General features: G+C 38.9%; 20 protein-coding genes and 1 tRNA gene. 9 read left to right on the top strand and 12 right to left on the bottom strand.

Annotation, left to right across the window (positions count from 1 at the left end; genetic code table 11):
* The 10 genes from KKD20_00725 to KKD20_00770 all read right to left on the bottom strand — a co-directional run.
* Positions 1–315: hypothetical protein (locus tag KKD20_00725; GenBank protein ID MBU4331636.1), on the bottom strand; the 315-nt coding region annotated here is incomplete at its 3' end.
* A 157-nt stretch (positions 316–472) separates the two neighbouring features.
* The gene (gene rpsU, locus KKD20_00730) at positions 473–718 is read right to left on the bottom strand and encodes a 30S ribosomal protein S21 (GenBank protein MBU4331637.1); all 246 of its coding nucleotides are present in this window, start codon (positions 716–718) and stop codon (positions 473–475) included.
* Between the two features lie 180 nt (positions 719–898).
* Complete coding sequence (locus KKD20_00735; GenBank protein MBU4331638.1) at positions 899–1,240, bottom strand: histidine triad nucleotide-binding protein; 342 nt, start codon at positions 1,238–1,240, stop codon at positions 899–901.
* 198 nt (positions 1,241–1,438) lie between these two features.
* Positions 1,439–2,959 carry a histidine--tRNA ligase gene (gene hisS, locus KKD20_00740; GenBank protein MBU4331639.1) on the bottom strand — a complete coding sequence of 507 codons (1,521 nt, stop codon included), beginning with the start codon at positions 2,957–2,959 and terminating at the stop codon, positions 1,439–1,441.
* Between the two features lie 66 nt (positions 2,960–3,025).
* The gene (locus KKD20_00745; protein MBU4331640.1) at positions 3,026–3,409 is read right to left on the bottom strand and encodes a four helix bundle protein; all 384 of its coding nucleotides are present in this window, start codon (positions 3,407–3,409) and stop codon (positions 3,026–3,028) included.
* A 71-nt stretch (positions 3,410–3,480) separates the two neighbouring features.
* Positions 3,481–4,161 (bottom strand): signal peptidase I, encoded by a 681-nt coding sequence (gene lepB, locus KKD20_00750; GenBank protein ID MBU4331641.1) that lies wholly within the window; start codon positions 4,159–4,161, stop codon positions 3,481–3,483.
* Between the two features lie 13 nt (positions 4,162–4,174).
* Positions 4,175–4,849, bottom strand: a complete 675-nt coding sequence (locus KKD20_00755; protein ID MBU4331642.1) for a hypothetical protein — start codon at positions 4,847–4,849, stop codon at positions 4,175–4,177.
* Position 4,850: 1 nt separating this feature from the next.
* The gene (locus KKD20_00760; protein ID MBU4331643.1) at positions 4,851–6,011 is read right to left on the bottom strand and encodes a hypothetical protein; all 1,161 of its coding nucleotides are present in this window, start codon (positions 6,009–6,011) and stop codon (positions 4,851–4,853) included.
* Between the two features lie 17 nt (positions 6,012–6,028).
* Positions 6,029–6,511: a hypothetical protein gene (locus KKD20_00765; GenBank protein ID MBU4331644.1), complete on the bottom strand. Its 483-nt coding sequence runs from the start codon at positions 6,509–6,511 to the stop codon at positions 6,029–6,031.
* An 82-nt stretch (positions 6,512–6,593) separates the two neighbouring features.
* Positions 6,594–6,670, bottom strand: a tRNA-Val gene (locus KKD20_00770).
* Positions 6,671–6,969: 299 nt separating this feature from the next.
* On the opposite strand from KKD20_00770, the gene KKD20_00775 reads away from it, so the two are divergent.
* From KKD20_00775 to pth, 3 genes are all read left to right on the top strand, one after another.
* Positions 6,970–8,574, top strand: a complete 1,605-nt coding sequence (locus KKD20_00775) for an LCP family protein (GenBank protein ID MBU4331645.1) — start codon at positions 6,970–6,972, stop codon at positions 8,572–8,574.
* Positions 8,575–8,867: 293 nt separating this feature from the next.
* Positions 8,868–10,346: a ribosome biogenesis GTPase Der gene (gene der, locus KKD20_00780; GenBank protein ID MBU4331646.1), complete on the top strand. Its 1,479-nt coding sequence runs from the start codon at positions 8,868–8,870 to the stop codon at positions 10,344–10,346.
* 282 nt (positions 10,347–10,628) lie between these two features.
* Positions 10,629–11,195: an aminoacyl-tRNA hydrolase gene (pth, locus tag KKD20_00785; GenBank protein MBU4331647.1), complete on the top strand. Its 567-nt coding sequence runs from the start codon at positions 10,629–10,631 to the stop codon at positions 11,193–11,195.
* Positions 11,196–11,499: 304 nt separating this feature from the next.
* Here the strand turns inward: pth and KKD20_00790 are convergent, their stop codons facing one another.
* Positions 11,500–12,057, bottom strand: a complete 558-nt coding sequence (locus tag KKD20_00790) for a hypothetical protein (protein MBU4331648.1) — start codon at positions 12,055–12,057, stop codon at positions 11,500–11,502.
* 54 nt (positions 12,058–12,111) lie between these two features.
* Here KKD20_00790 and mfd point away from each other — a divergent pair, with 54 nt between their 5' ends.
* The gene (mfd, locus tag KKD20_00795) at positions 12,112–15,489 is read left to right on the top strand and encodes a transcription-repair coupling factor (GenBank protein ID MBU4331649.1); all 3,378 of its coding nucleotides are present in this window, start codon (positions 12,112–12,114) and stop codon (positions 15,487–15,489) included.
* Between the two features lie 124 nt (positions 15,490–15,613).
* On the opposite strand, the gene KKD20_00800 is transcribed toward mfd, so the two are convergent.
* Positions 15,614–15,856, bottom strand: a complete 243-nt coding sequence (locus tag KKD20_00800; GenBank protein MBU4331650.1) for a hypothetical protein — start codon at positions 15,854–15,856, stop codon at positions 15,614–15,616.
* 143 nt (positions 15,857–15,999) lie between these two features.
* Between KKD20_00800 and dprA the strand changes: the two genes are divergently transcribed.
* From dprA to KKD20_00825, 5 genes are all read left to right on the top strand, one after another.
* The gene (gene dprA, locus KKD20_00805; protein ID MBU4331651.1) at positions 16,000–17,094 is read left to right on the top strand and encodes a DNA-processing protein DprA; all 1,095 of its coding nucleotides are present in this window, start codon (positions 16,000–16,002) and stop codon (positions 17,092–17,094) included.
* 172 nt (positions 17,095–17,266) lie between these two features.
* Positions 17,267–18,700: a hypothetical protein gene (locus KKD20_00810; protein MBU4331652.1), complete on the top strand. Its 1,434-nt coding sequence runs from the start codon at positions 17,267–17,269 to the stop codon at positions 18,698–18,700.
* Positions 18,701–18,729: 29 nt separating this feature from the next.
* Positions 18,730–19,164: a GxxExxY protein gene (locus tag KKD20_00815; GenBank protein MBU4331653.1), complete on the top strand. Its 435-nt coding sequence runs from the start codon at positions 18,730–18,732 to the stop codon at positions 19,162–19,164.
* An 85-nt stretch (positions 19,165–19,249) separates the two neighbouring features.
* Complete coding sequence (gene topA, locus KKD20_00820; GenBank protein MBU4331654.1) at positions 19,250–21,508, top strand: type I DNA topoisomerase; 2,259 nt, start codon at positions 19,250–19,252, stop codon at positions 21,506–21,508.
* A 617-nt stretch (positions 21,509–22,125) separates the two neighbouring features.
* Positions 22,126–23,181 (top strand): hypothetical protein, encoded by a 1,056-nt coding sequence (locus KKD20_00825; GenBank protein MBU4331655.1) that lies wholly within the window; start codon positions 22,126–22,128, stop codon positions 23,179–23,181.
* Positions 23,182–23,632: the final 451 nt, after the last annotated feature.

Consider the following 23,632-nt stretch of genomic DNA (forward strand, 5'->3'; position numbering starts at 1 on the left):
GCCAATCACTATTTGCAAGATACGGCCAATGATGGTGATAAGGTCGGTGGATGCCCAGCCAGTAGCGGTTTGGATATCAGCCATGCCTTCATCAGTAACTGGCTGGGCTTGTGTGGCTACGGGGAATAAAAAAACTGCCAAAACAAAAACAAGGCAGCTAATCGTAAAATATGAGAAAAATAATTTTCTTTTTGTTTTAGAAAACCTCGTCAAAGACCCAGGACTAAGCCGCTGGGGGTTACCATGGTGCATGTTTTCGGCCAATCTCAACCGAGGTTCCGCCCGAATCGAGAGGTTATGTTTATTACAAGGCATGGGACTACCTCCTTTTGGAATTTTATAATGAAAAAATACAAACCAATGTAGAGATAGCTCTACATATTTTCTAAAAAACCTGCTTGGAATAATTCTGATAAATAATATTGCTTACCAATGGTCTTATTAATGAATTAGTTCCTAGACCCAAAAAGAATCATCTTTTAATGGATCGTCTGGTATCTTCTTCTGTTAATTTGCCAATGCGGCGCAAATAATCTTTTTTGGAACGGATCCCCATTCGCCTAATAGCATCTTCCTTTTGAGCGCGTTTAGTCTTCGGCTTTTTATAGTATCTAGAATCCTTAGCTTGAATTAAAACTTTACTTTGTTGGAGCCGCCGAGTAAATCGCCTAAGCAAGCTTTCAATTGACTCTCCGCTTTTTCTTTTTATCTCAACCATAAAATAATGTTAGCTATAATTCATTATGTCAAACAACAAATTATAACTATCAAATTTCACCTGCCCTTCTTTTTTAAACATTAAAACATGAAAACATGAAAACATGAAAACAATTTGCTTTAATGCTCTAGTGCTTTCATGATTTACTATACCAAAATTTTCCGCTATAGTCAAATAATATCACACTGCCCCGATCAATGGTTCTCCGCCAAGCAGGTGTAAATGTATATGGTCCACTATCTGTCCCCCATCCTTGCCGCAATTAAAGACCAATTTATAACCCGAAGCGGCAAAACCAAATTTACGAGCCATTTCCTTTGCCCTGTAGATCAAACTGCCAACCAATTCAATCCTTGCCTCATTAATTTCATCAACTGATGGAATGTGTTCCTTGGGTATAATCAAAAAATGATACTTAGCCTTGGGATTGATGTCCCTGAACGCGATCATCTGGTCATCCTCGTAAACGATATCTGCAGGAATTGTTTTGTTGATAATTTTACAGAAAATACAGTCGGGCATTATTTATTGTTTATCACTTATCATATTTTAAACTATTATCTTCAGAGATTTAGACGCGGTTAATAAAATTGTTAATAAGGTTAATAAAGTGAATAATCTCGTCGTCGTTATTAACTTTATTAACTACCGTATTAACCTTATTAACAGCTTTATTCATTCTATTAACACCGAATCTAATTACCCACATCAACAACCAACCTACTTTAACCGCTTCTTAATTTCAACGAGAACCTTGTCAAAATCCACCACCTCCTGCACCCCGCTCTCCATGTCTCTAATGATAATTGTTTTATCCAGCATCTCTTTCTGACCAAGGATTAAGGAATACTTTACACCAAGCTTGTTGGCAATCTCCAATTGGGATTTTAATCCCTCTTTGGCTAAGTTTTCCGCCACTTTCACTCCCTTGCACCGCAAATCCTCAAAAAGCTTTAATGACCTTTTTTTAGCCTGATCCCCAAGCTGGGCCACAAAAATGTCTACCTTCCGCCCTGTTCGCACTTGGCCTCCTTGTTTCTTTAAACACAAAATCAGCCGCTCGATGCCACAAGAAAAACCGACCGCTGGCGTGGGCCTGCCACCTAACATTTCAACTAAATCATCATATCGGCCTCCACCTCCCAAAGCCAACCGGCCCGGATCATCTGCAACTTTATCAGTATCCATTTCAGTTTCCGAATCCTTATCACCATCTGATTTTTGGGGGTTGGCAGCTTTTGTCTCCTTGGTTTGTTTTGTATCGCTTGCTACATTTTCGCTCAAAGCAGCCTCGTCAGCCGAAGTCCCGGTCTCAACCGGAGCGAGGGTGGGCTTGCCCGCCGAAGCTCCATCAGGAGCGAAGGTGGGCCAAATCTCAAACACTGTCTTGGTGTAATAATCCAAGCCGCGCACCAATCTTGAGTTAAGATTATACGGTATCTCCAGCTCATCTAAATGTTCCAAAACCTTAATAAAATGCTCCTTGCACTCTTCACACAAAAAATCAATAATTTGTGGGGCTTCAGCGCTTAAGGCCTTGCATTCCTCCTCTTTACAATCCAAAATTCTTAAGGGATTTTTAGTCAAGCGAATCCTACAGGTGTCACATAAAAAATTCTTTTTTGTTCGGAAAAAATCAACTAATATCTTTTGATACTCATCCCGACATTCAGGACAGCCAATACTATTGATCTGCACCGTAGCATCTAATTTTAATTCTTGGCACAGTTTATAAAAAATCAAAATCAGCTGGGCATCAACAACTGAATCAAGACTGCCCAAAACCTCAAACCCAAATTGATTAAACTGGCGGAGCCTGCCGGCCTGGGGACGGTCATAGCGAAACATCGGTCCCCAATACCACAATTTTACCGGCTGGGGTAAATTGAGCATTCCGTGTTCAGTGTAAGCCCTAACAATAGAGGCTGTAGCTTCGGGCCGCAAAGAAATATTATCACCTCCCTGGTCTGTAAAAGAAAACATTTCTTTTTCAACAATATCTGTGCCTTCCCCCACCGCCCTCTCGAATAATCTGGTCTCTTCCAGAAGCGGGGTATCAATCTTTCCAAATCCATAAACTGGCGCTAATTTCTCCACCTTGCTCCTAATCAGTTCCCAATACTTTTGTTCTTGGGGCAAAATATCCTTCATCCCGCGCAAAAGCTGGGGCGCCTGTTTCAACGCACCCTTTACTTTTCTATTTTCTTTAGCTTTTTTTGATTGTTTTTTCTTTCTAGACACTTGCGTTGCAAGATAAAATATTAAATATAAAAAATAAAAAACACAAATTCAAATATGTAAATATTTTTATTTCTTCTTGCCTTTCATGGTGATGATACTTGAGGCAAAAATATTGGCAATTTCTCTAGTTTCATTTAATAGATAGTTGCACTCTGATAACATATCTTTAGCTACTAACCCAGTATCTCGTAAGCAGGCTAACCAGAACTTTGTTTCATTAGATGACTTCAAACAATGAGAAAAGTAATTTTGGTAATCTCTCTTGCTACTGGCGGCTTCGGCTTCAAAATAATTGGCACCCATACTGGACCCGCTTCGCGTTGCTTGACTTTTTATTTCTCTGATTACGGGGTCATTAGGTAGCTGGGATAAAAACTTTAATAAACGAATAATGAATCGGTATAGCCGTAATTTAAACTCTTGTTTTAATTTGTATTTTTCAGTTTCCATAAATTAAAATTAAACAATGTTTTTATATTTTTAAGTATGTGTTTTTTATTTCTTATATTTTATATTTGGTTTTATAAATTATATTCCGGTCTCTCAAACCTCGTAATCCGGTTCAACGGCCAGCCCCGAAGCCAAGTCCTTCCCACAATGTTTTTCCTGGGTACTGGACCAAAAGTACGCGAATCCAAACTTGAATTTCTATTATCACCCAAAACAAAATATTCATCATCTTCTAAAACAACATCAACCTCCCCGGATGTCAGGAGCGAATCGATTAAATAGTCCGATTCATCAAGAGTGTGGCCGTTTTTATATTGTTTATTAAAAATAGTTACTTTGCCATCTTTTATCTGAACCCGCTCGCCAGGTAAAGCAACTATTCGTTTAATAAAATATTGGCTTGGCTGGCGCGGATATTTAAAAACCACAATATCGCCCCGGCCCGGCTCTTCAAACCGGTAAACTATCTCGTTAATAATCAAATACTCATGGTCGTAAAAAGACGGCTCCATTGAGGCGCCTTTAACATAAAACGGCTGGATTAAAAAATAACGAACCGGAATAACGATTGCCAAGGAAATAATCACCACTTTAATCAATTCAACACTAAATTCTAAAGCCTGCGACCAAAAACCGGTTTTTTCTTCTGGCGGGGGGGTTATCCGCTCTTCGCCTGGGGCTTGGTGTTGGGTTGTTGAATCTGAATGATTTTTAACTGTTGCTTTCTTACGTAAATCAATTATTTTGGACATATGTCTCATTTTATTATTCAATCCCACCCTCGGCTAATAAAGCCTCTTTTGTGTACATCTGTTTATTGGTGGAATTAAACTCGTGTTTAATCTGGCCTATTAAGTTATCTGGGCTAAATATTTTCCAATATACAGGCACAAAAGCATTTTTGCCACCTCTTTTTACTGGTTCTATCTTGAAGCTTACAATTATATGTCGTGCATCGTAAATAATCTTAAAATCTGTTGATCTTTCTGCTGGTGAGAAATAAAATGATCTCTGTGTGGTTTGATAATTTTTCTCATTGTAAGTTTTGCATTCAATATAGTTTGGCCTGCCATCTTTGTCTTCAATAAAAATATCAGGATAACCAACCGCCTTCTTTTTGCTTTCTTTTGTCCTTGGTCTATCTGCTTTTAGCCCAACCTTGTTTAATGCCCCAATCATGAACGGCTCTATATGATTGCCAACTTCATTTGCTCTGCTTGCAAAAATACCCATTTGATTAGCATTTTTTGTTGCAACCTTTGTTGCTTTAATTAAATCTTTTAACAATTGCTGATCTTTAGAATCGCCTTTATTAAATGGTATTACTTTGCATCCTGATATTGCTTTTATTGCTATTTTAAATGGAATATTTTTTAACGGTTTAAGAAATTGGGAGATCGTGTCCTCTAATCCCTCTATATATTCTTTTTGTTCGTTCATATTATTTTGATTTCTTAAAAATTAAAATATACTCCTTCTGCATAACATTATATAACCCATAAATAATCTTAGCCATTTTCTTCACTGTTTTAAACCCAACGCTTTCACAATAATTTATAACATTCTGTGTTGTATCTATTTCCCGCCCCTGAAAAGTTACATTGCCAATTATCACTACACAATATTTATCTTTTTTTAGTAATCGATGCATTTCACTGTACGCTTTTTCCATATCAGCATCATATAATTTAAATTTATCTAGTCCTGTCCCCCTAACGCCAATAAAATCTTCTTTAATTTGATTTAAATCATATCCCAAAGCCGTTAAAGAATGACTATCGTTTGCAACATAATTAAGAGCTATTGAATAAGGAGGTGAAGTAATAATGCCATCAACAGATTCATCTTTTAGCTCAGTATTTCTAGCATCACCTTGAATAACTTTAATCTTTCCTAATTTAAGATTAAATCTCTTCTGTGCCTCATTATAATCTTCAACTGAGGCAATCATTTTTAGGGCATCGTTTCTGAATGAGCTATCAAAACTTTTACCTCGACGAGATTGGTCGCTATGAGCCATCATTTCTGCTACTTTGTAAAAATTTTTTACCCTTTCATCCTCTGCTTCTTTTTTATTATTTTTATCTAAATAAAAATCTTTATATTCTTTTATCTGGTCTAAAACCTCAATTGACTCAGTTTTTACTTTTGAAATTAAAACGCATAAGAGAGAAATGTCTATACCAATACCATTTATACCCAATAATTGAGCTTCTAAAACCGCGGTTCCACTACCAACAAACGGATCAAGCAATGTTTCACCTCGTTTGATATTAATAATATTTAATAAGGCTCTAATCATTTGGGGATGAAATTTGCCTTTATAAGGATAAATCCAATGTGTTAAAAATTGATTAACAGATTTTGTTTGATTATATTTTTGTAAATAATAATAATCAGTGTATATCCCGTCTATTGTTTTAAAATAAGCTAATCTAGTCTTTAAATCTTCTAAATTACTAATGTCTTTAATTTTAAACTCGCGAAAATCATTTGTAACTTTTAAGTCTGGTTCAAAAGATTTAAGTTCAAGCCTGGCAAGAGCTAACTCATATATAAATTGGATGTTATCCAACAATTTTAACGTCTTAGCATTATTCATAAAACTCTTTATTTTATCTAATTTATCAATTTGCCCATCTGGGGCAACAAGGAAATAATAAAAGTCGCCAGACCCACTAGAAAAGAAGAAACAATAAAATCAAATAATAAATCGGTTCCTTTTGATTTTTTCCTAAACAACCTATTGAATTTATTTCTCTCTTCTATGGTGGCTTCTGTGATAACGGGCTCTTCCTCGTATTTATTTTTCAATAACTCGATTTTTTCTAAAAGTTCACCAATTTCATTTGTTGATACTAACCAGAAATATATTGGAATAATAAACAAATTTAAAGACATCACAAAAACACCACCAATGCTAATCCAATTTAAAATAACTTTCAAATCAACAGTCAATAAACCAACTAAAAAAGCAAGTGAAACCGTAAACAAAGCAGTTAAAAATGAACGTCTATAACTTATAGAAATCTGGCCTATATCTTCAAGCCTAACGAGTTGGCGAAATAAAGCTTTTTTTAATTCTTTTTGATCATTTCCCATACAAAAATCTTTGTCCTGGGGTCACAACTGGATTTAAACCAGTGACCTCCTTTGTTGCAACTAGGGTGCTATAAGTCTCAGCTGGTGGGCATAGGAGGACTTGAACCTCCGACCTCATGAATGTGAATCATGCGCTCTAGCCAGCTGAGCTATATGCCCTTGTTCCTAGAACCTGGGATATCCCCATTCTCAAACAGGGTACTCTAACTTCACCCCAGTTACGACCAGGGCAGGCCCAAGATAGTCGCCCAATTTATCATTGACTTAATTACTTGATTACCCGATTACTCAATTACCGATTTACTCAATTATCCCCAGTCACTACCAATCATAGCACACTCCCGCACATTTGCCAAATCTGATTTTATGAATTATACTAAGTAAAAGTCTTGCTTTAATGTTTTTTTGTTTTATTGTTTTATTGTTTTATTGTTTTATTGTTTTTTTGTTTTTTGAATATGCGACATTTTACTAAAGTCAATCTGCTCGACGGCATCAGCGGTCCAAAATTTACGCGCAGAGAACTTGGCGAATATCGGCCAAAAGAATATCACCAACCAGAAGAATACGAAATCCAGAAGCCACGCGCAAAACGCAAAGGGTGGAAATTTTTATTTTACGGCTTTTTAATATTTCTGATTCTCTTTATCACTTTCTCGTCCAATGTTATTTTCTCTTCATCCAGCCTCCTGGATAATCTTACTAAATTTAATTCAGAAGGTACTTTTTCCGGAATCTGGACCCAATTTAAAAAACTGGTTACTCCGGAAGACAAACTTCTGCAGGGAGAAACTGCTGATAGAACTAACATCCTGCTTTTGGGCCAAGGCGGCCGGGGACACGAAGGCGCTTTTCTGACTGATACAATAATCCTAGTAAGTCTCAAACCATCTACAGAACAAGTGGCTACTCTCTCAATCCCCAGAGATTTATATGTCCCTGTTGCTGGCAATGATTGGCAAAGAATCAATTATGCTAATGCCTATGGCGAGATAGAAAAAGATGGCCAAGGTGGCGAGGTGGCGAGTGAGACTGTCAGTAATATTTTTGGCGTGCCAGTTCATTATTATATCCGGGTTGACTTCGAAGGCTTTAAAAAAGTTATTGATGATCTGGGCGGTGTAACCATTAATGTCGAACGCAGTTTTACAGACCCGCTTTTTCCTAATGAAAATTTCGGCACGACCACGGTCACTTTCGAAAAGGGCTGGCAAAAAATGGCTGGCGAAACTGCCCTTAACTATGCGCGCTCCCGGCATGGTGATCATGGCGAGGCCGGAGATTTCGCCCGCAGCCGGCGCCAACAAAAACTTATCTTAGCTTTAAAAAATAAACTTTTCTCTTTTTCTTCCCTGCTCCAACCCCATAAAATTGTCCAAGCCTTAAAAGACTTTAATGAGCACCTCACTACTAATTTAGAAACCTGGGAAATAATTAGGTTGGCTAAATTATCTCGGAAGATTGACCTGGAAAAAGTGATTAATAAAACGTTAGACGATTCTTCCGAAGGGCAGCTTGTTCCGGATATTACTGAAGCAGGGGCTTATGTGCTTAGGCCAAAAACCGGCAATTTTAACAAGCTTGCCAATATTGCTCAATATATTTTTGAAACCGAAATCCCAGCCCTCGCCCCAACCCCAGAAGAACTTGTTTTGGACGAAGAAATTTCTACTACAACCGCAACTACTGCCTTAGATCTGATTGAAGAAAGCCCAGATGAATCAGTTGCTCCTCAAGCAACCGCTGCCCCAGCCGCCCTGCCTCTTGAAAAAATAAAAATCTCTGTCTTAAACGGAACCTGGGAAACTGGCTGGGCAAAAAAAATGGCTGACAAACTAGAAGCCCTTGATTATGAAATTGCGAGCTTTGGCAATGCGCCCACTCATGATTACGAGAAAACCATCATTTATGATTTAACCGAGGGCGCAGAAACCCAAGACCTGCAATTTTTATTAGAACTGTTTGACGCTGAAATCCAAACTTCCCTGCCAAGCTCTCTCCAAGCAACAACCGGCGCAACGGACTTTTTGATTATTTTGGGGTTGGATAGTACGAATAAATAATTTAGGGTAAACTTGGTAGGGTAGCATTCTCGTTGTTATATTTCCATCCGTTATCTATTGGGATTAATATCTGATTAATAATGGTGTGAATACAGTAGTGAATAAAGTGAATAAAATAGTTAATAATAACGACGATGAGTCTATTAACTTTATTAACAATTTTATTCACTTTATTAACAATCTGGATAACAGGAATAACGACCTCAACGCCATTGATAATGTTTCCAACAAAGACATTATCTCCAGATTTATTAACAACTTTATCAACCGATAACTAAAATGATAAATAAAAAATGATAAATAATAAACCAAAAGCCGCCATCATCGGCCGCACCAATGTCGGCAAATCCACACTCTTCAATCGCCTGACCGAATCCGGCAAAGCGATTGTTTCCAGTATTCCCGGCACCACTCGCGATAGAAATTATGGCGAATGCTTTTGGCGAGGAAAAAAATTTCAATTGGCAGACACTGGCGGTCTTGAGAATATTCCGACCCCAAGCCTCAAGCGACTCTCAAAGACCCCAAGCCAGGTCGAGGGGAGGCCTCAAGCGACTCTCAAAGACCCCAAGCCAGGTCGAGGGGAGGCCTCAAGCGACTCAAGCATCAAGCGACAAATCGTCTCCCAAACCCTCAAAGAAATTGACGCCGCTGACCTTATTATTTTTCTTATTGACGCAAATGACGGTGTTCTGCCCCAGGAAAAAGAATTTGTTAAATTTTTGCGCAAAAAGCAAAAAGAATATCTTGTTGTCGCGAATAAAGTTGATAATAAAAGAATCAGCAATAAAATTGATCCTGAAATTTATAAATTATCTCCCAATGAGCCCTTCTTTGTCTCCGCCATCAATGGCGTCGGCACCGGCGACCTTCTTGACGCAATTGTGAAAAATCTGCCCCCCGCAAAAAAAAGTAATCAAACCCTTCGACAAAGCTCAAAATCTGCGACAACAGAACAATTGAATGATAGAACAATGGTCAAAATCGCCATCATCGGCAAACCCAATGTTGGCAAATCATCGCTGTTAAACGCCATATTCGGCGAAGAACACGTAATTGTCAGCGAAACCCCGCACACCACCAGGGAAGCTCAAGACATTCTTATAAATTATCAAAATACCCCAATCCTTTTGATTGACACAGCCGGCATCAGAAGAAAAGCAAAAATCGATAACCAATTAGAAAAAATGGGGGTCAAGCAAAGCATTGGAACTTTCAAACGAGTGAACCTAATTCTTTTTGTTATTGATGCCGCCTCTCCCGTCTCCAAACAAGACAAAAACTTGGGCCGGTTGATTGTTAATGCCGGCAGGCCAGTTCTGGTGATTGTCAACAAGTGGGACCTAGTCAAAGACCAAGAGACAAAAGAATATGAAAAATTTTTTAAAGCCGAGTTCCCCCACCTCAACTTCGCGCCTCTGTTTTTTGTCTCCGCAAAAACCGGAAAACACGTAGATAAAATTTTAAACCATGCTCTGGAAACCAAAAAGCAGGCAGAAAAACAAATCCCTGACAATGCCCTTGCCAAATTTTTGAAAAAAATTGTTTTAGATTTAAAAAAGTACCAAGGCAAGCAAAAAAAGATGCCCCGCTTGCTCGGCCTTAAACAAACCAAAACCAATCCCCCGACTTTTGAAATTATTTATAGCGAAGCCAAAGGACAAAAATTAGCCGCCTCGGTTATTAAATATATTGAAAACCGATTGCGCGAAAAATTCGGATTTAAAGGCGTGTCAATTATTATTGATTCCCGTTCTATTAAATTAAAATAAAATATCACGAGATGTCTCATTCCAACTAAAGCCACTATGATGTCATTGCGAGCGAAGCGATGACGAGCGAAGCCACTCTGTTGTCATTCCGACCGAAGCGACCCGCAGGGAGCGAAGTGGAGGAATCCCGTGGTAAATCCTGTAGACATTTTTCCGTGTCGTTCTCAAGTGGAACGTCCACAGGATTCACAACGGGATCTCTCCACTCGCTCGTCGTTCCTCCTCGCTCGGTCGAGATGACAAAGGTGAAGGCTTCCGCCCGGGATGACAGGAATCAAAATTATGCACTTAATCATCGGTCTTGGCAATCCAGGCACAAAATACAAAAAAACCCGACACAATGCCGGCTTTCTTGTGATTGAAAACCTCGCCATGAGGGTTGATTGCAATCAACCCCTACTAAAAAAATGCAATGCCCTAATCGCCAAAACTGACATTGGCGGTACTGATGTGTTGCTGGCTCAACCCCAAACCTTTATGAATGAATCTGGTAAGGCTGTCCAGGCATTAGCGCATTACTACAAAATCAACCCAAAAAATATTCTTATCATCTATGATGACATTGACTTGCCCCTTGGCAAAATCCGCATTCGGGAAAAGGGGAGCGCTGGCGGACACAAAGGCCTGCAGTCAATTATTGATTATCTTAACACTAATGAATTTTCCAGAATCAAAATTGGCATTGGCCCCCAACCCGAAAATATCCCAAGTGAAAAATATGTGCTTCAAAATTTTAAAAGGAATGAATGGAAAATAATGCAGGAAGATATGATTCCTAAAACAATTGAGGCAATTGAATGTTTTTTGAAAAATGGGATTGATAAAACTATGTGCGAATATAATTGCTAAATTGCTAAATTGTTATATTGTTACATACACATTGTTTAAAATAAAAAAGGCTCAATCTCAAACTGTGAGACCGAGCCTAAACGCTATACGCCCTGTACCTACAAATGAACCCTATCGGTCCTCCTTAAAAATCTCCTAACCCACAACTTTTTAGGTCGACGAAATGCTTCCACAATCTCGTCGCAGGAATAATAAGGAGTCTTTCCCCGAACTGCCTGTACGACGAGGTGGGCAACCCAGAGAGAAAGTGCAATCAAAAGTATCTCACCCATTGCGGTTTCCTCCTTGAAAAAAATGAACTACTCTATCCTTGCGACTTCTCTAAAACTTTAATCACGCTTAAACCAATTTCATCGGCTCGCTGGCAAAGAGCCTCAAAATACTTATTTAATTTACTCATATTCCAATCATACCTGCAGGCCATCACTACTGTTGCTTGAAAAAGTGAGAGACGCGCGTGCAAATTCATTCGACCCATAGAGGAAATAACCTTAGCTTTAACCGGACCAAGCTCACCTTTTAACATGTTAAGCACATCCCTGAAAGCAAGAGAGGCTCTTTCATAATCGTCAATATCAACCATTTCGCGCAAAGCTTGCTTGACGCGAATCCCCCACTCCACCTCTTCTGCTATGGGTTCAATAATGCGGGCGATCTTTGCCCTGTCATGGAGCAATTCCCGCATTAGAAGCTCATTTTTCCAGTCTTCAAACTCTTCGTAATCCTCATGTCCTTGCATATGGTCCAGGGAAATTTCCATTTTTTCACGCCGCTCTTCCGTTATTTCTTGAGGAGCTCTCCTAATTATATCTTCAAATTGTATCTTTGTCTGCTGTCGATTATAAGGACGAGAACCTTGCATAATAACCTCCTCTGTGGGTTTTGAGTGATAAAACGAACGAATTGTCAATACTTTATGATATCACAGAAACAAAAAAAAGTCAATACCACTAAATTTTGGCTAAAATTAGCAAATGAATTAAAGAGTACTGAAACGCTTCATATCTCCGGCCCGCCAAATGACACTGCCCGAACCTATGTTTTAAGCCAACTTACCACCCCCCTATCAAATCAAAATGGGGCGATTTTTTGGTTATGTAAGGATGATAATGAAGCTAAGTCTGTTTATAAAAATCTAAAATTTTGGCAAAACATTAACAAACAAACAGGTTTTACGGTTAAACTGGGTTTTAAAACCCAGCCTAACTGGAAAACCCAAGCTAACCCTCAAACCAAAATCCATCTCCTTAATCCAGAAAATCATCAACAATTATCAATTATTAATTATCAATTATCAAGGCCTCAAACTTCTCAAATTATAATCTCCACAATTGATAATCTCCAATACCTTAACCCCAATCAAGAAATCTTAAACCTAAAACAAAACACACACCTCAACCCTCAACACATAACGCAAAAATTAGTTAACCTTGGCTACGAACGCAATACCGTAACTGACGCTCCAGGAACATTAGCGGTCCGCGGCAGTATCCTGGACATCTGGACCCCGCAACTGGAGAATCCAGTCCGCATTGAATTAGAATTTGATAAGATTTCCTCAATTAAACTATTTGACCCAGTCAACAAAAAAACAAAGTCAAGCTTAGAAAAAGTTGATGTTGTCCCGCTTACTTCACGAAAACATGAAAACATTAAAGCATTAAAGCAAAAAAACAATGAAACAATGAAACAATTGAACAATAGCTTGCTCATCTACACCAACCCCGAGCAGTTTGAAGCCGAGACACCCAATTGGCAAAAATTAACCCAACAAATCAAAAATGATCCTCAAATAATTTTCTACTCTCTCACACCCGATTACTCAATTACTCAATTACCTAATTACTTCTCGCTTAATTTCAGAACCCCAGCGCCTTACCACAACAACCTCAACCGTTTCATCACCGGCCTCAAAAAATACCACGACTATCAAATCATCATCGCCACTAACCAAGAAAAGTCCCTCAAACAATTATTCAAAGAAAAAAACTTAATTCTACCTAATTACTCGATTACTCGATTACCCAGTTGCTTTATTACCGGCTTCCAAAGCCAACCATTAAAAATCTTATTCCTCACCGACCTTGAAATTTTCGGCAAACCTGAAGCCAAAAAGTCAACAAAAAATTCAAGCATCAAGTGTCAAGCGACTCAAGCATTAAGCATTAAACCCGGCGACTACATTGTCCACATTGACCATGGCATCGCTCGATTTCAAGGCACTGCTATTCAAAAAGTTGACAACATCAAAAAAGAATATTTTGTTTTAGAATATGCCCTTGGCGATAAACTGTATGTTCCAATTGAACTGGCCCAAAAAATCGAAAAATATATTGGTTTAGCCCAGCCCCACCTGCACCGGCTCTCTGGCGGAATGTGGTATCAAGCCAAAAGAAAAATCAAAGAGCAGGCCGAAAAGACCGCCAAAGAACTGCTTGAACTCTATGCCCAGCGCGAGATTGTTAGGGTTGTTCCTTTCCCGCAAAAAACTCCGGAAGAGAAAGAACTAGAAGATTCTTTTCCCTATGAAGAAACTCCGGACCAAACACGAACCATTCGAGAAGTTGAGCAGGACTTAGAACAAGAGAAGCCCATGGATAGGCTTATCTGCGGAGATGTAGGTTTTGGCAAAACCGAAGTCGCTATTCGTGCGGCCCTCAAAGCAGTGATGAATAATAAGCAAGTCGCTTTGATTGCGCCAACAACAATTTTAGCCCAACAGCATTATGACACCTTTAAGCAACGGCTGGAAAAATTTCCAATTACGACTGAAGTTCTTTCCCGATTTAAATCAAAGTCCCAAGCCAAAAAAATCATTGAAAAACTGAAATCAAGAGCAGTTGACATTGTGATTGGCACGCATCGGCTTCTTTCCGGAGATATGGAATTCAAAAATTTGGGTCTCATTATTATTGATGAAGAACAACGATTCGGCGTAGAACATAAGGAAAAACTGAAAAAACTCCGCACCCAAGCCCATGTTTTAACTTTGACGGCCACTCCGATTCCCAGAACATTGCACCTGTCACTCACTGGCCTGCGAGATGTCTCGATTATTGAAACCGCGCCAAGGGGGCGAAAAAGCATCAAAACCGTTATCAAACAATATAATGATAATGATGTTAAAAATGCCATCGACCAAGAGCTGAAACGCGGCGGTCAGGTCTATTTTGTTCATAATCGGGTGGAAACAATTAATATCATGACTAATAAATTGCAAAAATTATTACCAAACGCTACCCTTGCTATTGCCCACGGTCAAATGCCCGAAGAAAAATTAGCCCAGACCATGGCTGACTTTGATAACAAAAAAACAGATGTTCTGGTCTGCTCAACTATTATTGAAAATGGGTTGGATTTGCCCAATGTTAATACTTTGATTGTTGATGAAGCTACGAGATTCGGCCTTTCGCAATTATACCAGCTCCGGGGCCGGGTCGGCCGCAGTGACCGTCAGGCATATGCTTATTTTTTCTATAGACGGCTACAACCCGCAGGGATTTGCAATCAATCCCTACAGACACGGCAGGGTCTCACAGAAAAAGAAACGAAACGGCTTAGTGCCCTCCAAGAAGCTGAAGAACTTGGAAGTGGGTTTACTCTAGCTATGCGCGATCTGGAAATCCGCGGGGTGGGCAATATCTTGGGCAAAAAACAACACGGCAGTGTGGCCGCTATTGGACTTTCTTTGTATACTCGTCTCTTGGCCCAGGCAGTGGAAGAAATAAAAACTGGGAGCAAGCCGCTGCCAATAACCGAGGTCTCTATTGACTTACCGCTTGAGCTTGGTATTCCCAAAAGCTTTGAACCCAGCGAAACTAAGCGCCTTCATCTTTATCAACAACTCGCTAATATCAATAACCTCAACGAACTAAAAAAAATTCGCGCAACATCCGCCAAAAGAGATTCGCTCAACATTCGCAACGTCAAAAATAATATCCGCGATGGATTAGCGAAAAAATATTCGCGAAAAATTAGCGAAAGCTTCCAAAATCTATTTCAAATTTTAGAGATCAAACTCCTCTGCCAAAAAGCAAGCATCATCAACATAGGCACCACTTATGGGCTTTCCGGTGGAAAACGGCAAAAAAAAATTGTTGTTAAATTCAAAGAAAACATTGACCCTCAACTCATTCTCAAGCTTCTTGATCACAACCCCTATTGGAAATTTTCCGGAAATCAGATTAAAATAATGATAAGCGACCTGGGCAGGGATTGGCTAGGCGAGTTAAAAAAATGTATAATGATTCTTGATGATAAAAAAATAGGCCCCGCAAAAGATCACGGAGCCTAATGCCGACTAAAAATGTTCTCTCCCCGTTTTTACCAAGAATAAATCCCGTCAGTCAGACAAAACAGAACAAAAGAAAAAAAACGAGAACATCCGGCATAAATCATTTCCACAAATTTCTTAAACATTATCGCCTCCTCCTTACAATTTCCCCTACAGAGAACCTGTCAGCCAGCGCTTTTTTTCTTTTGTGTCTTTTTACTTCTTCTTCACCACCCATAACCTCTGCCACTTGCTTTCTTAATTTACCAAACTCCTCAGCTGCTTTCTCGTGCCGCTTCTTCTTAATGCTCCGGATCAACTCACCTTCAAAACTTGTTTGTTCTGCTTTTTCCATTGACGGTCCCTCCGCAGAAAATGGTTTTTCCATAAAGAGTTTGTTATAATTTAACAAAAGGAATTTGTGTCTTAACTATACGCCCTTTTCCTAAAAAAGTCAATTTCCATTCTCTAATTTCCAAACCCTTCTCCTTTTTCTTACAACTAATTTCTGCCAAAATTAACTACCACAATATGAACAACGATCTCCTCTACTGGAACGCCATTGCCAATATCAAAAAAATTGGACCCAGCAGATTTAAAAGACTTAGCAACTATTTTGAGAATATGGAAACCGCGTTTAATGCTTCGTTTGATGATTTAATCAGAGCCGGAATTGAAGAAAATATTGCTCAAGAATTTATTGTCAGCCGCAATGAGATTGACCCAGAAGCTGAATGGGAAAAATTAGAAAAAGAACATATCAATATCGTCACTGTCAAAGATAAAAATTACCCAAAACTGCTCAAAGAAATTTATAACCCCCCGGCTCTGCTTTATTACAAAGGCAAGCTGGAAGAAAACGAAGACTTCTTGATTGCGGTTGTCGGTACCAGAAAAATTACCGAATACGGCAAACAAGTAACGCCAGACATTGTTGAGGAATTAGCAAAAAACGGAATCACTGTTGTCAGCGGTTTGGCCCTTGGGGTTGATGCCTTAGCCCACGAGATAACAATTAAAAACAGCGGCAGGACTATCGCGGTCTTGGGTTCTGGATTGGATAACCAAAATATCTATCCTTTCCACAACCGCTTTTTGGCGGAAAAAATTATTGCCAATGATGGCCTGGTTATCACTGAATACCCGCCAGGCACCCTGCCTCTTAAACAACATTTTCCTCATCGCAACCGCATCATTGCCGGGCTTTCTCTTGGTGTTCTAGTTATTGAAGCCGCTAAAGAATCCGGCGCTTTGATTACCGCTAAGTACGCGCTTGATCAAAACCGCGATGTTTTTGCTGTTCCCGGCAGTATTTATAATAAAACATCTCAAGGACCAAACAATTTGATTAAAATGGGGGCCAAACCGGTAACCAGCGGCTTTGACATTTTAGATACGCTTAATCTGGTCCACGCCGCCTCTTTTATTGAAACCAAACAAATTATTCCGGATACTAAAGAAGAGGGGCTTCTCCTAGACCATCTTTCCAAAGAGCCGATCCATATTGACGAACTGGTCCGCGAGTCTAAGCTCTCTACCCCGGAAGTTACCTCCACCTTGACAATGATGGAAATGAAGGGTAAGGTCAGAAACTTGGGGGGTATGAATTATGTTTTGGCAAGGTGAGCAATAAAAGCGAATTACGAAAATGATTTTATATATCCATTTCTCGTATATCCATTTGTTATCACGACTGTTAATAAAATAGTTAATAAAGTTAATAATTTCTGCTTCTTTATCAATTTTATTAACTTTATTAACCACCTATTAACCCCAATGAAAGATGATAAATAAACATATGAAAAATGATAAATACATAGAGTCCGTAAAATTTATAGAATCCCTACTCAACAATCCCGGTCCAAATTTCCTCCAAGAAAGCTCTACAACAGATCGTTCTTTTTTTATTAAACGTTTAAAATATTTACTTAAGCTCCTGGGCAACCCAGAAAAATTTTTCAAATACATCCACGTTGCCGGCACTTCTGGGAAAAGTTCGTTAACAGCAATGCTCCAATCAATCCTAACCGAATCAGGAATAAAAACCGGCGCTTATTTTTCGCCTCATCCAACAACCACAATTGAACGAATCAAGACGGGGGAGAATTATATCTCACCAAGCAACTTTGCAAAACTCACCGACTACCTCAAGCCCTATCTTTCCGAATGCGCAGCAAAAAGCCCGCACGGAGCGCCCTCTTATTTTGAAACTTTGCTTGCTTTGGCCCTGCTTTACTTTAAACAAAAAAAATGCGAGTATGTGGTTTTGGAAACCGGGTTAGGCGGCGCATTTGACGCCACCAATGTTATTCCCAAACCAGAGATAGCTGTCATCACTAATATTGACCTAGATCATACTGACATTCTTGGCAAGACTAAAACAAAAATTGCCAAAGACAAAGCTGGCATCATAAAAAAGGGTTCTACTTTTATCACTGGCGAACAAGACCCCAAAATTCTAAAAATCTTTAAAAAAATTTGTAAAAACAAAAAATCTAAATTCCAAAAAATTGATTTGAATTATGAAGTTTTAAAAAATGACATCACTGGGACAAAATTCAGATATCAAGACAATACCTGCCAAACCAAGCTCCCAGGCGAACATCAAATAAAAAATGCTATTCTGGCGATTGAAGCGGTAAGGGAATTGGCATCGTCATGTCAACGTCTGCAGAAAATCCACGGGATCTCTCCACTCGCTCGTCGCTGCGCCCTGAACCAGAGGTTCTCGGTTCAAGGCTGCGGCTCCTCGCTCGGCCGAGATGACATTGGGCATGGGTTACGCAAAGCTTTTCTCCCTTGCCGCCTAGAAATCATTCAACATCATCCAACTGTCATTCTGGACGGCGCGCACAATCCTGATAAAATGAAAACAACGGCTGAATTTATAAAAAATATTAAACCCAGCCGCTTGCATCTAATTATTGCGCTTGCAGAAAATAAAGATTTGCATAATACTTTAAAATACATCGTTCCTCTGGCCAGCCGCGTGTACTTAACGCGTTTTTTAATACCCGGCAGAAAAAGCCAGGACTTGAAAAAAATGCATCAATCTGCTAGAAAGTTGACAAAAAATAAAGTATCAGTATATATTGATCCTTGGCAAGCTTTAGACCAGGCATTACGCAATACTCGAAAAAATGATATAGTATTGGTAACAGGGTCTTTCTTTCTGGCGGGGGAATTGCGGAAATATTGGATGAGTGAGGATAAAATGTTATCCTCAAATTAGCTCTAATGTCCTCTAATATCTCTAATTCTATGAATCCCAAAATTATTAAAAAAAATGTGGGACTATTATTTCCAAAACATTGTTATCTTATCAATAAAATTTGCTACGGAATACAAAATGAAATTGGTACAATTTATAAAGAAAAAGATTATCAAAAACTATCTTATGTCCGCTTTCTGAATAACAAAATACCAACTAAAAGGGAGGTGCTGTTAGAACTGAAAAGTAAAGAAGGAATTAGCATTTCAAAATTTTACGCTGACTTTATTCTTTGGAATCTAATAGTGGTTGAATTTAAAGTAGCTGACTTCATAAAATCAGACTACATCAGACAGGTCTTACGATATTTAGAAACCGCTGACCTACCACTGGCTCTAATCTACAACTTCCGAGTCCGACCCCTCAAACCAAAACGAGTTGTCAACTTCAAATGCTCTAATATTGATCAACATAAAAATGTCTAAAACTCACATTAGAGATATTAGAGAATTATTAGAGAAAATTAGAGGATAATAAAATTAAACTCATCAAACATAACCTCAAAGTAATATGTCTAAAAATTTAGTTATAGTAGAATCCCCAACCAAAGCCAAGACCATCTCCCGTTTCCTCGGGAACGACTTTAAGATTGAATCATCTTACGGCCACCTCCGCGATTTGCCAAAAGACGAAATGGGTGTTGATACCAAAGACAATTTTAAGCCAACTTATGTTGTGTCTCCAAAAAATGAAAAAAATGTCGCCAAGCTCAAACAAATGGCTGGCAAGTCTGACGCCATCTACTTTGCCACTGATGAAGACCGGGAAGGCGAGGCCATTTCTTGGCACCTGATTCAAATCCTTAAAGCTCCGGATAAAAAAGTAAAGCGCATTACTTTTCACGAGATTACTAAAAATGCAATCTTGGAAGCGCTAAAAAATCCTCGCACAATTGATATGAACCTAGTCAACGCTCAACAAGCTCGCCGCATTTTAGACCGTCTTGTTGGCTACGAGCTCTCCCCCTTCTTATGGAAAAAAATTGCCAAAGGCTTATCCGCCGGCCGGGTACAATCCGTAGCCGTCCGTTTAATCGTTGAGCGCGAAAGAGAAATAGAAAAATTTAAAAAACAAGAATACTGGAGTATAAAATCATTTTTAACTACTGTCAAATCTCAATCTCTTGAAGCCGAACTAAATGAAATTGATAATAAAAAAATAGAACAATTCATAAAAATGAAATTGTTTGCGGGTGACTATACTACAAAAAAAACTTCTGTTACCAATAAAAAAGATGCCCAAAAAATTGTAGACGAACTGCAAGAAGCAGAATTTAGGGTTGCCAATGTTACGAGAAAAGAAAGCAAAAGAAATCCTAATCCCCCGTTTACAACGGCTAAACTCCAGCAGGAAGCAGCCAGGCGATTGGGGTTTTCTTCCAAACAAACCATGGTCATTGCTCAACAGCTTTATGAGGGTATCACCCTTAGCAGCGCTGGCGAGGTTGGACTGATAACCTACATGCGAACGGATTCTCTCAGCTTAAGTAAAAATTTCTTAGCCGAATCCCGTGATTACATTAAAAAAGAATTGGGCGATAAATATCTGCCGGAAAGGTCCCGCGTTTATAAAACCAAGTCTAAAGCGGCCCAAGAAGCCCATGAAGCGATTCGGCCAACCGAAGCTATGCGAACACCGGAATCTATAAAAAAATTCCTGGACTCCCATCAATACAAACTCTATGACTTGATTTGGCGCCGGGCCGTTGCCTCTCAGATGGCCTCAGCTATTATGGATTCCACGGGTATTGATATTAAAGCCGGGGGGTATTTATTCCGAGCTACTGGCTCCACTATTAAGTTTGACGGCTACCTAAAAATCTACAAAACCGCGTCAGAAGATAAAATTCTCCCAGAAGTGAGGGTGGGGGAGACCCTGGACTTAAAAAAGATAGAACCCGAACAGCATTTTACCACCCCGCCTCCGCAGTATACCGAGGCCTCGCTCATCAAAGCTTTGGAAGAATATGACATTGGCCGGCCTTCCACCTATGCTAGTATTATGAGCACTATTCAAGACAGGAACTATATTAACAAAAATGAGGACAAACGATTTGTTCCTACTGATATGGGCATTCTAGTCAATGATGTCTTATCTGAACATTTCAGTGATATCGTTGATATAAAATTTACCGCCCAGATGGAAGGTGATTTAGACAAGATTGCTAATGGTGAAAAACAATGGGTGCCGATATTAGACGAATTTTATAAACCATTCCATGAAAATCTAGAAAAAAAATACAAGCAGGTGGACAAAAAAGATTTAATCAATGAGAAAACCGATGCAGTCTGTGAAAAATGCGGCAAACCCATGGTTATTAAGATTGGCAAGTTTGGAAAATTCTTGGCTTGCACTGGTTATCCAAAATGCCGCAATACTAAAAATCTGGACAAGAACGGTGAGATTGCCGAACAACCCCAAGATGAAACGACTGGTAAGGTTTGTGATAAATGCGGCCAGCCAATGGTTATCAAATCCGGAAAATTTGGTAAATTCTTGGCTTGCAGCGGTTATCCGGATTGTAAAAACACCGAACCAATTGGCGGCAAAATTGAAGTCCCCTGCCCCGAATGCGGGGGAGAGATCGTCCAACGCCGCAGCAAACGCGGCAAAATATTTTACGGCTGCGGAAGCTATCCAAAATGCAAATTTGTGCTTTGGAGCAAACCCACCGGTGATAAATGTCCAGACTGCGGTTCCCTACTCGTGGCTGGGGCTAAGGATACGGTGGTGTGTTCGAATAAAGAGTGTAAGCATAAAAAGGCTTGAAGCTTGAATCGCTTGAGGCCTGATGTTAATTTTAATAGACATCGGATGTCTTGAGCACATTGTATAGAAAAGAAAAAGTCCGGCACATCCTGTGCGCGGACTTCTTGATTTAAGATTCAAGAGATTAAACCGGACAGTTACCATTCCTTTCTCAATCCTGTCAACCCCAACCAAAAAATCGCCCGATCCAAGGCGATTTTTTATTGCGTATACGTAATTTAATTACTGAATTAATTCATGAATTCTTTTACTACACCCCATTTCCTTTTTTAGACTCATACACAAATTAGCAGGAGTAAGTGATAATATTATTCATGAAGAAAGGGAGCCATGACTACCAACCGCCGCCCAGTGATAAATCACAGGGCTAGGCTTTTTGATTGGAAGCCCTATGAACAGGGCTATATGAGCCCCATTTATGGGGCTTTTAAAAATCTCTCTAGCCCTGGCATTTATGCCTGGGCGAATAGAGCTTGCGCTGGTGCGTTGCAATCTCTGCTATTTATAGTTAGGTCAAGCTGTATTTGGCTAGCCTGCTCCTGCTAATTTGTGTATGAGCCCTTTTTTGCTTTAAAGTTTCACTAGACAGACTGGGCATCGCTTGCTGGTATGTAAACATGAGATATTATGTGCTTACAACCACCAAATTTGCCGATCAATGCCTAAAATTCCAAACCTACGGCTCAACCAATTCCAATTGGTTGTCTAATATTGAATTAGGCGATATTGTATTTATCTCCCAATTTAATTATAAATCGCAAGATATTTATGGTCCCTTCAAAGTATTTGAAAGTCTTTTTTATGATAAAAAAATTATCTACCCAGAGCAGAAATATTATTATCGTATCAAAATTAAACCCATAAATTTAAAATCTATAGAAGAAACTGATTTATATCTGCAAGGTATAAAAAATAAAAATATAAACTTTGCCTTCCAGCTCATCAATTTAATTCAACAAAACAAACATCTACACTCAATCAGTCTTACCGAAGAAGAGGGAAAATTTTTACTAAAAACTATTGATAATTATGGAAAAAACATTAAGGACAAAAAGTATGACAAAAACTACACCCGCAACAATGGCGGAAGCATAAAAGTGGATTTAAAATTCTTAAAAGACAAAAATCGTCTCTTCAAAAAATCATCTTTTTCTTCCGAAAGTGATTTGGAATCATATATTATGCTTTCACTAAAAAATAAAAATAATAAGCTCTTTAAGGACTTCTCTGAAATACTAAATAGCTATCCCAAAAACAACCTCCCCGCCTCCACAGTATATAATCAATTTATTTTTGGAAACGCATATCCTTCCGACATAGTAATTATCAACGACAAAAACACAAATATCTTTGAATTAAAAAAGGATCACCTAAGCAGCCTAATGCTAGAAATGATCAAAAGGGAATTTAAAAAATATTGTTATTATTCACTATATTCCAGACGATTAGCAATTCAAGAAAAATTAGAAATAAAGCGAAGGACAAATTTCTTCCTGGTAGTCCTAAAACAAGAGGATCAAAAATTTCATAAAACGATCAGTAATGAATTCAAAAACATTACTAAACCAATTAATAACCTAAGAGAAAATAATTTCAATATCTTAGAATATTATATCGCTAACAATGAATTAACCCTTGCAACAGCAATCAAGGATATCAAAAATTACCCGTGATTTAACCGCCGCTTGCTTCGGAAGTAAAGCATCCTTTGCAAAAAGATTCAAATAACCTTTATTATGTATCCTCTCCTGAAACACAACGGCACTCAACGAACATGCCGCCATAACAAAACTGATAGCACCCTCATAATCAAAATCGTGCTTTAAAAGCAATCTAAAGAAATTATCAAAAGAATACAATTCATAAATCATATAACCCTGCGAGTCTTTTGGAAAATATCTTAAAAAACTCATCATTAATTGGTGATTTCTTTATTAACTTCTTTGAATTACGAAATGCATTTTTTTGTCATTCGCCTTTGTTATTCCGAGCCGCAGCGAGGAATCCCTTAAACAATGGTTATCCCTCCTGTCTCGCCATTACCCACATTTAAGCGATTCCTCGCTCCGTCCCGACTGCGGTCGTGACTCCGTTCGGAATGACAAAACGACTGGTCAAAATGAC

It is taken from the genome of Patescibacteria group bacterium (genome assembly GCA_018896645.1).
In the GTDB taxonomy this organism is placed as follows: domain Bacteria; phylum Patescibacteriota; class Patescibacteriia; order UBA2591; family JABMQE01; genus JAHIMF01.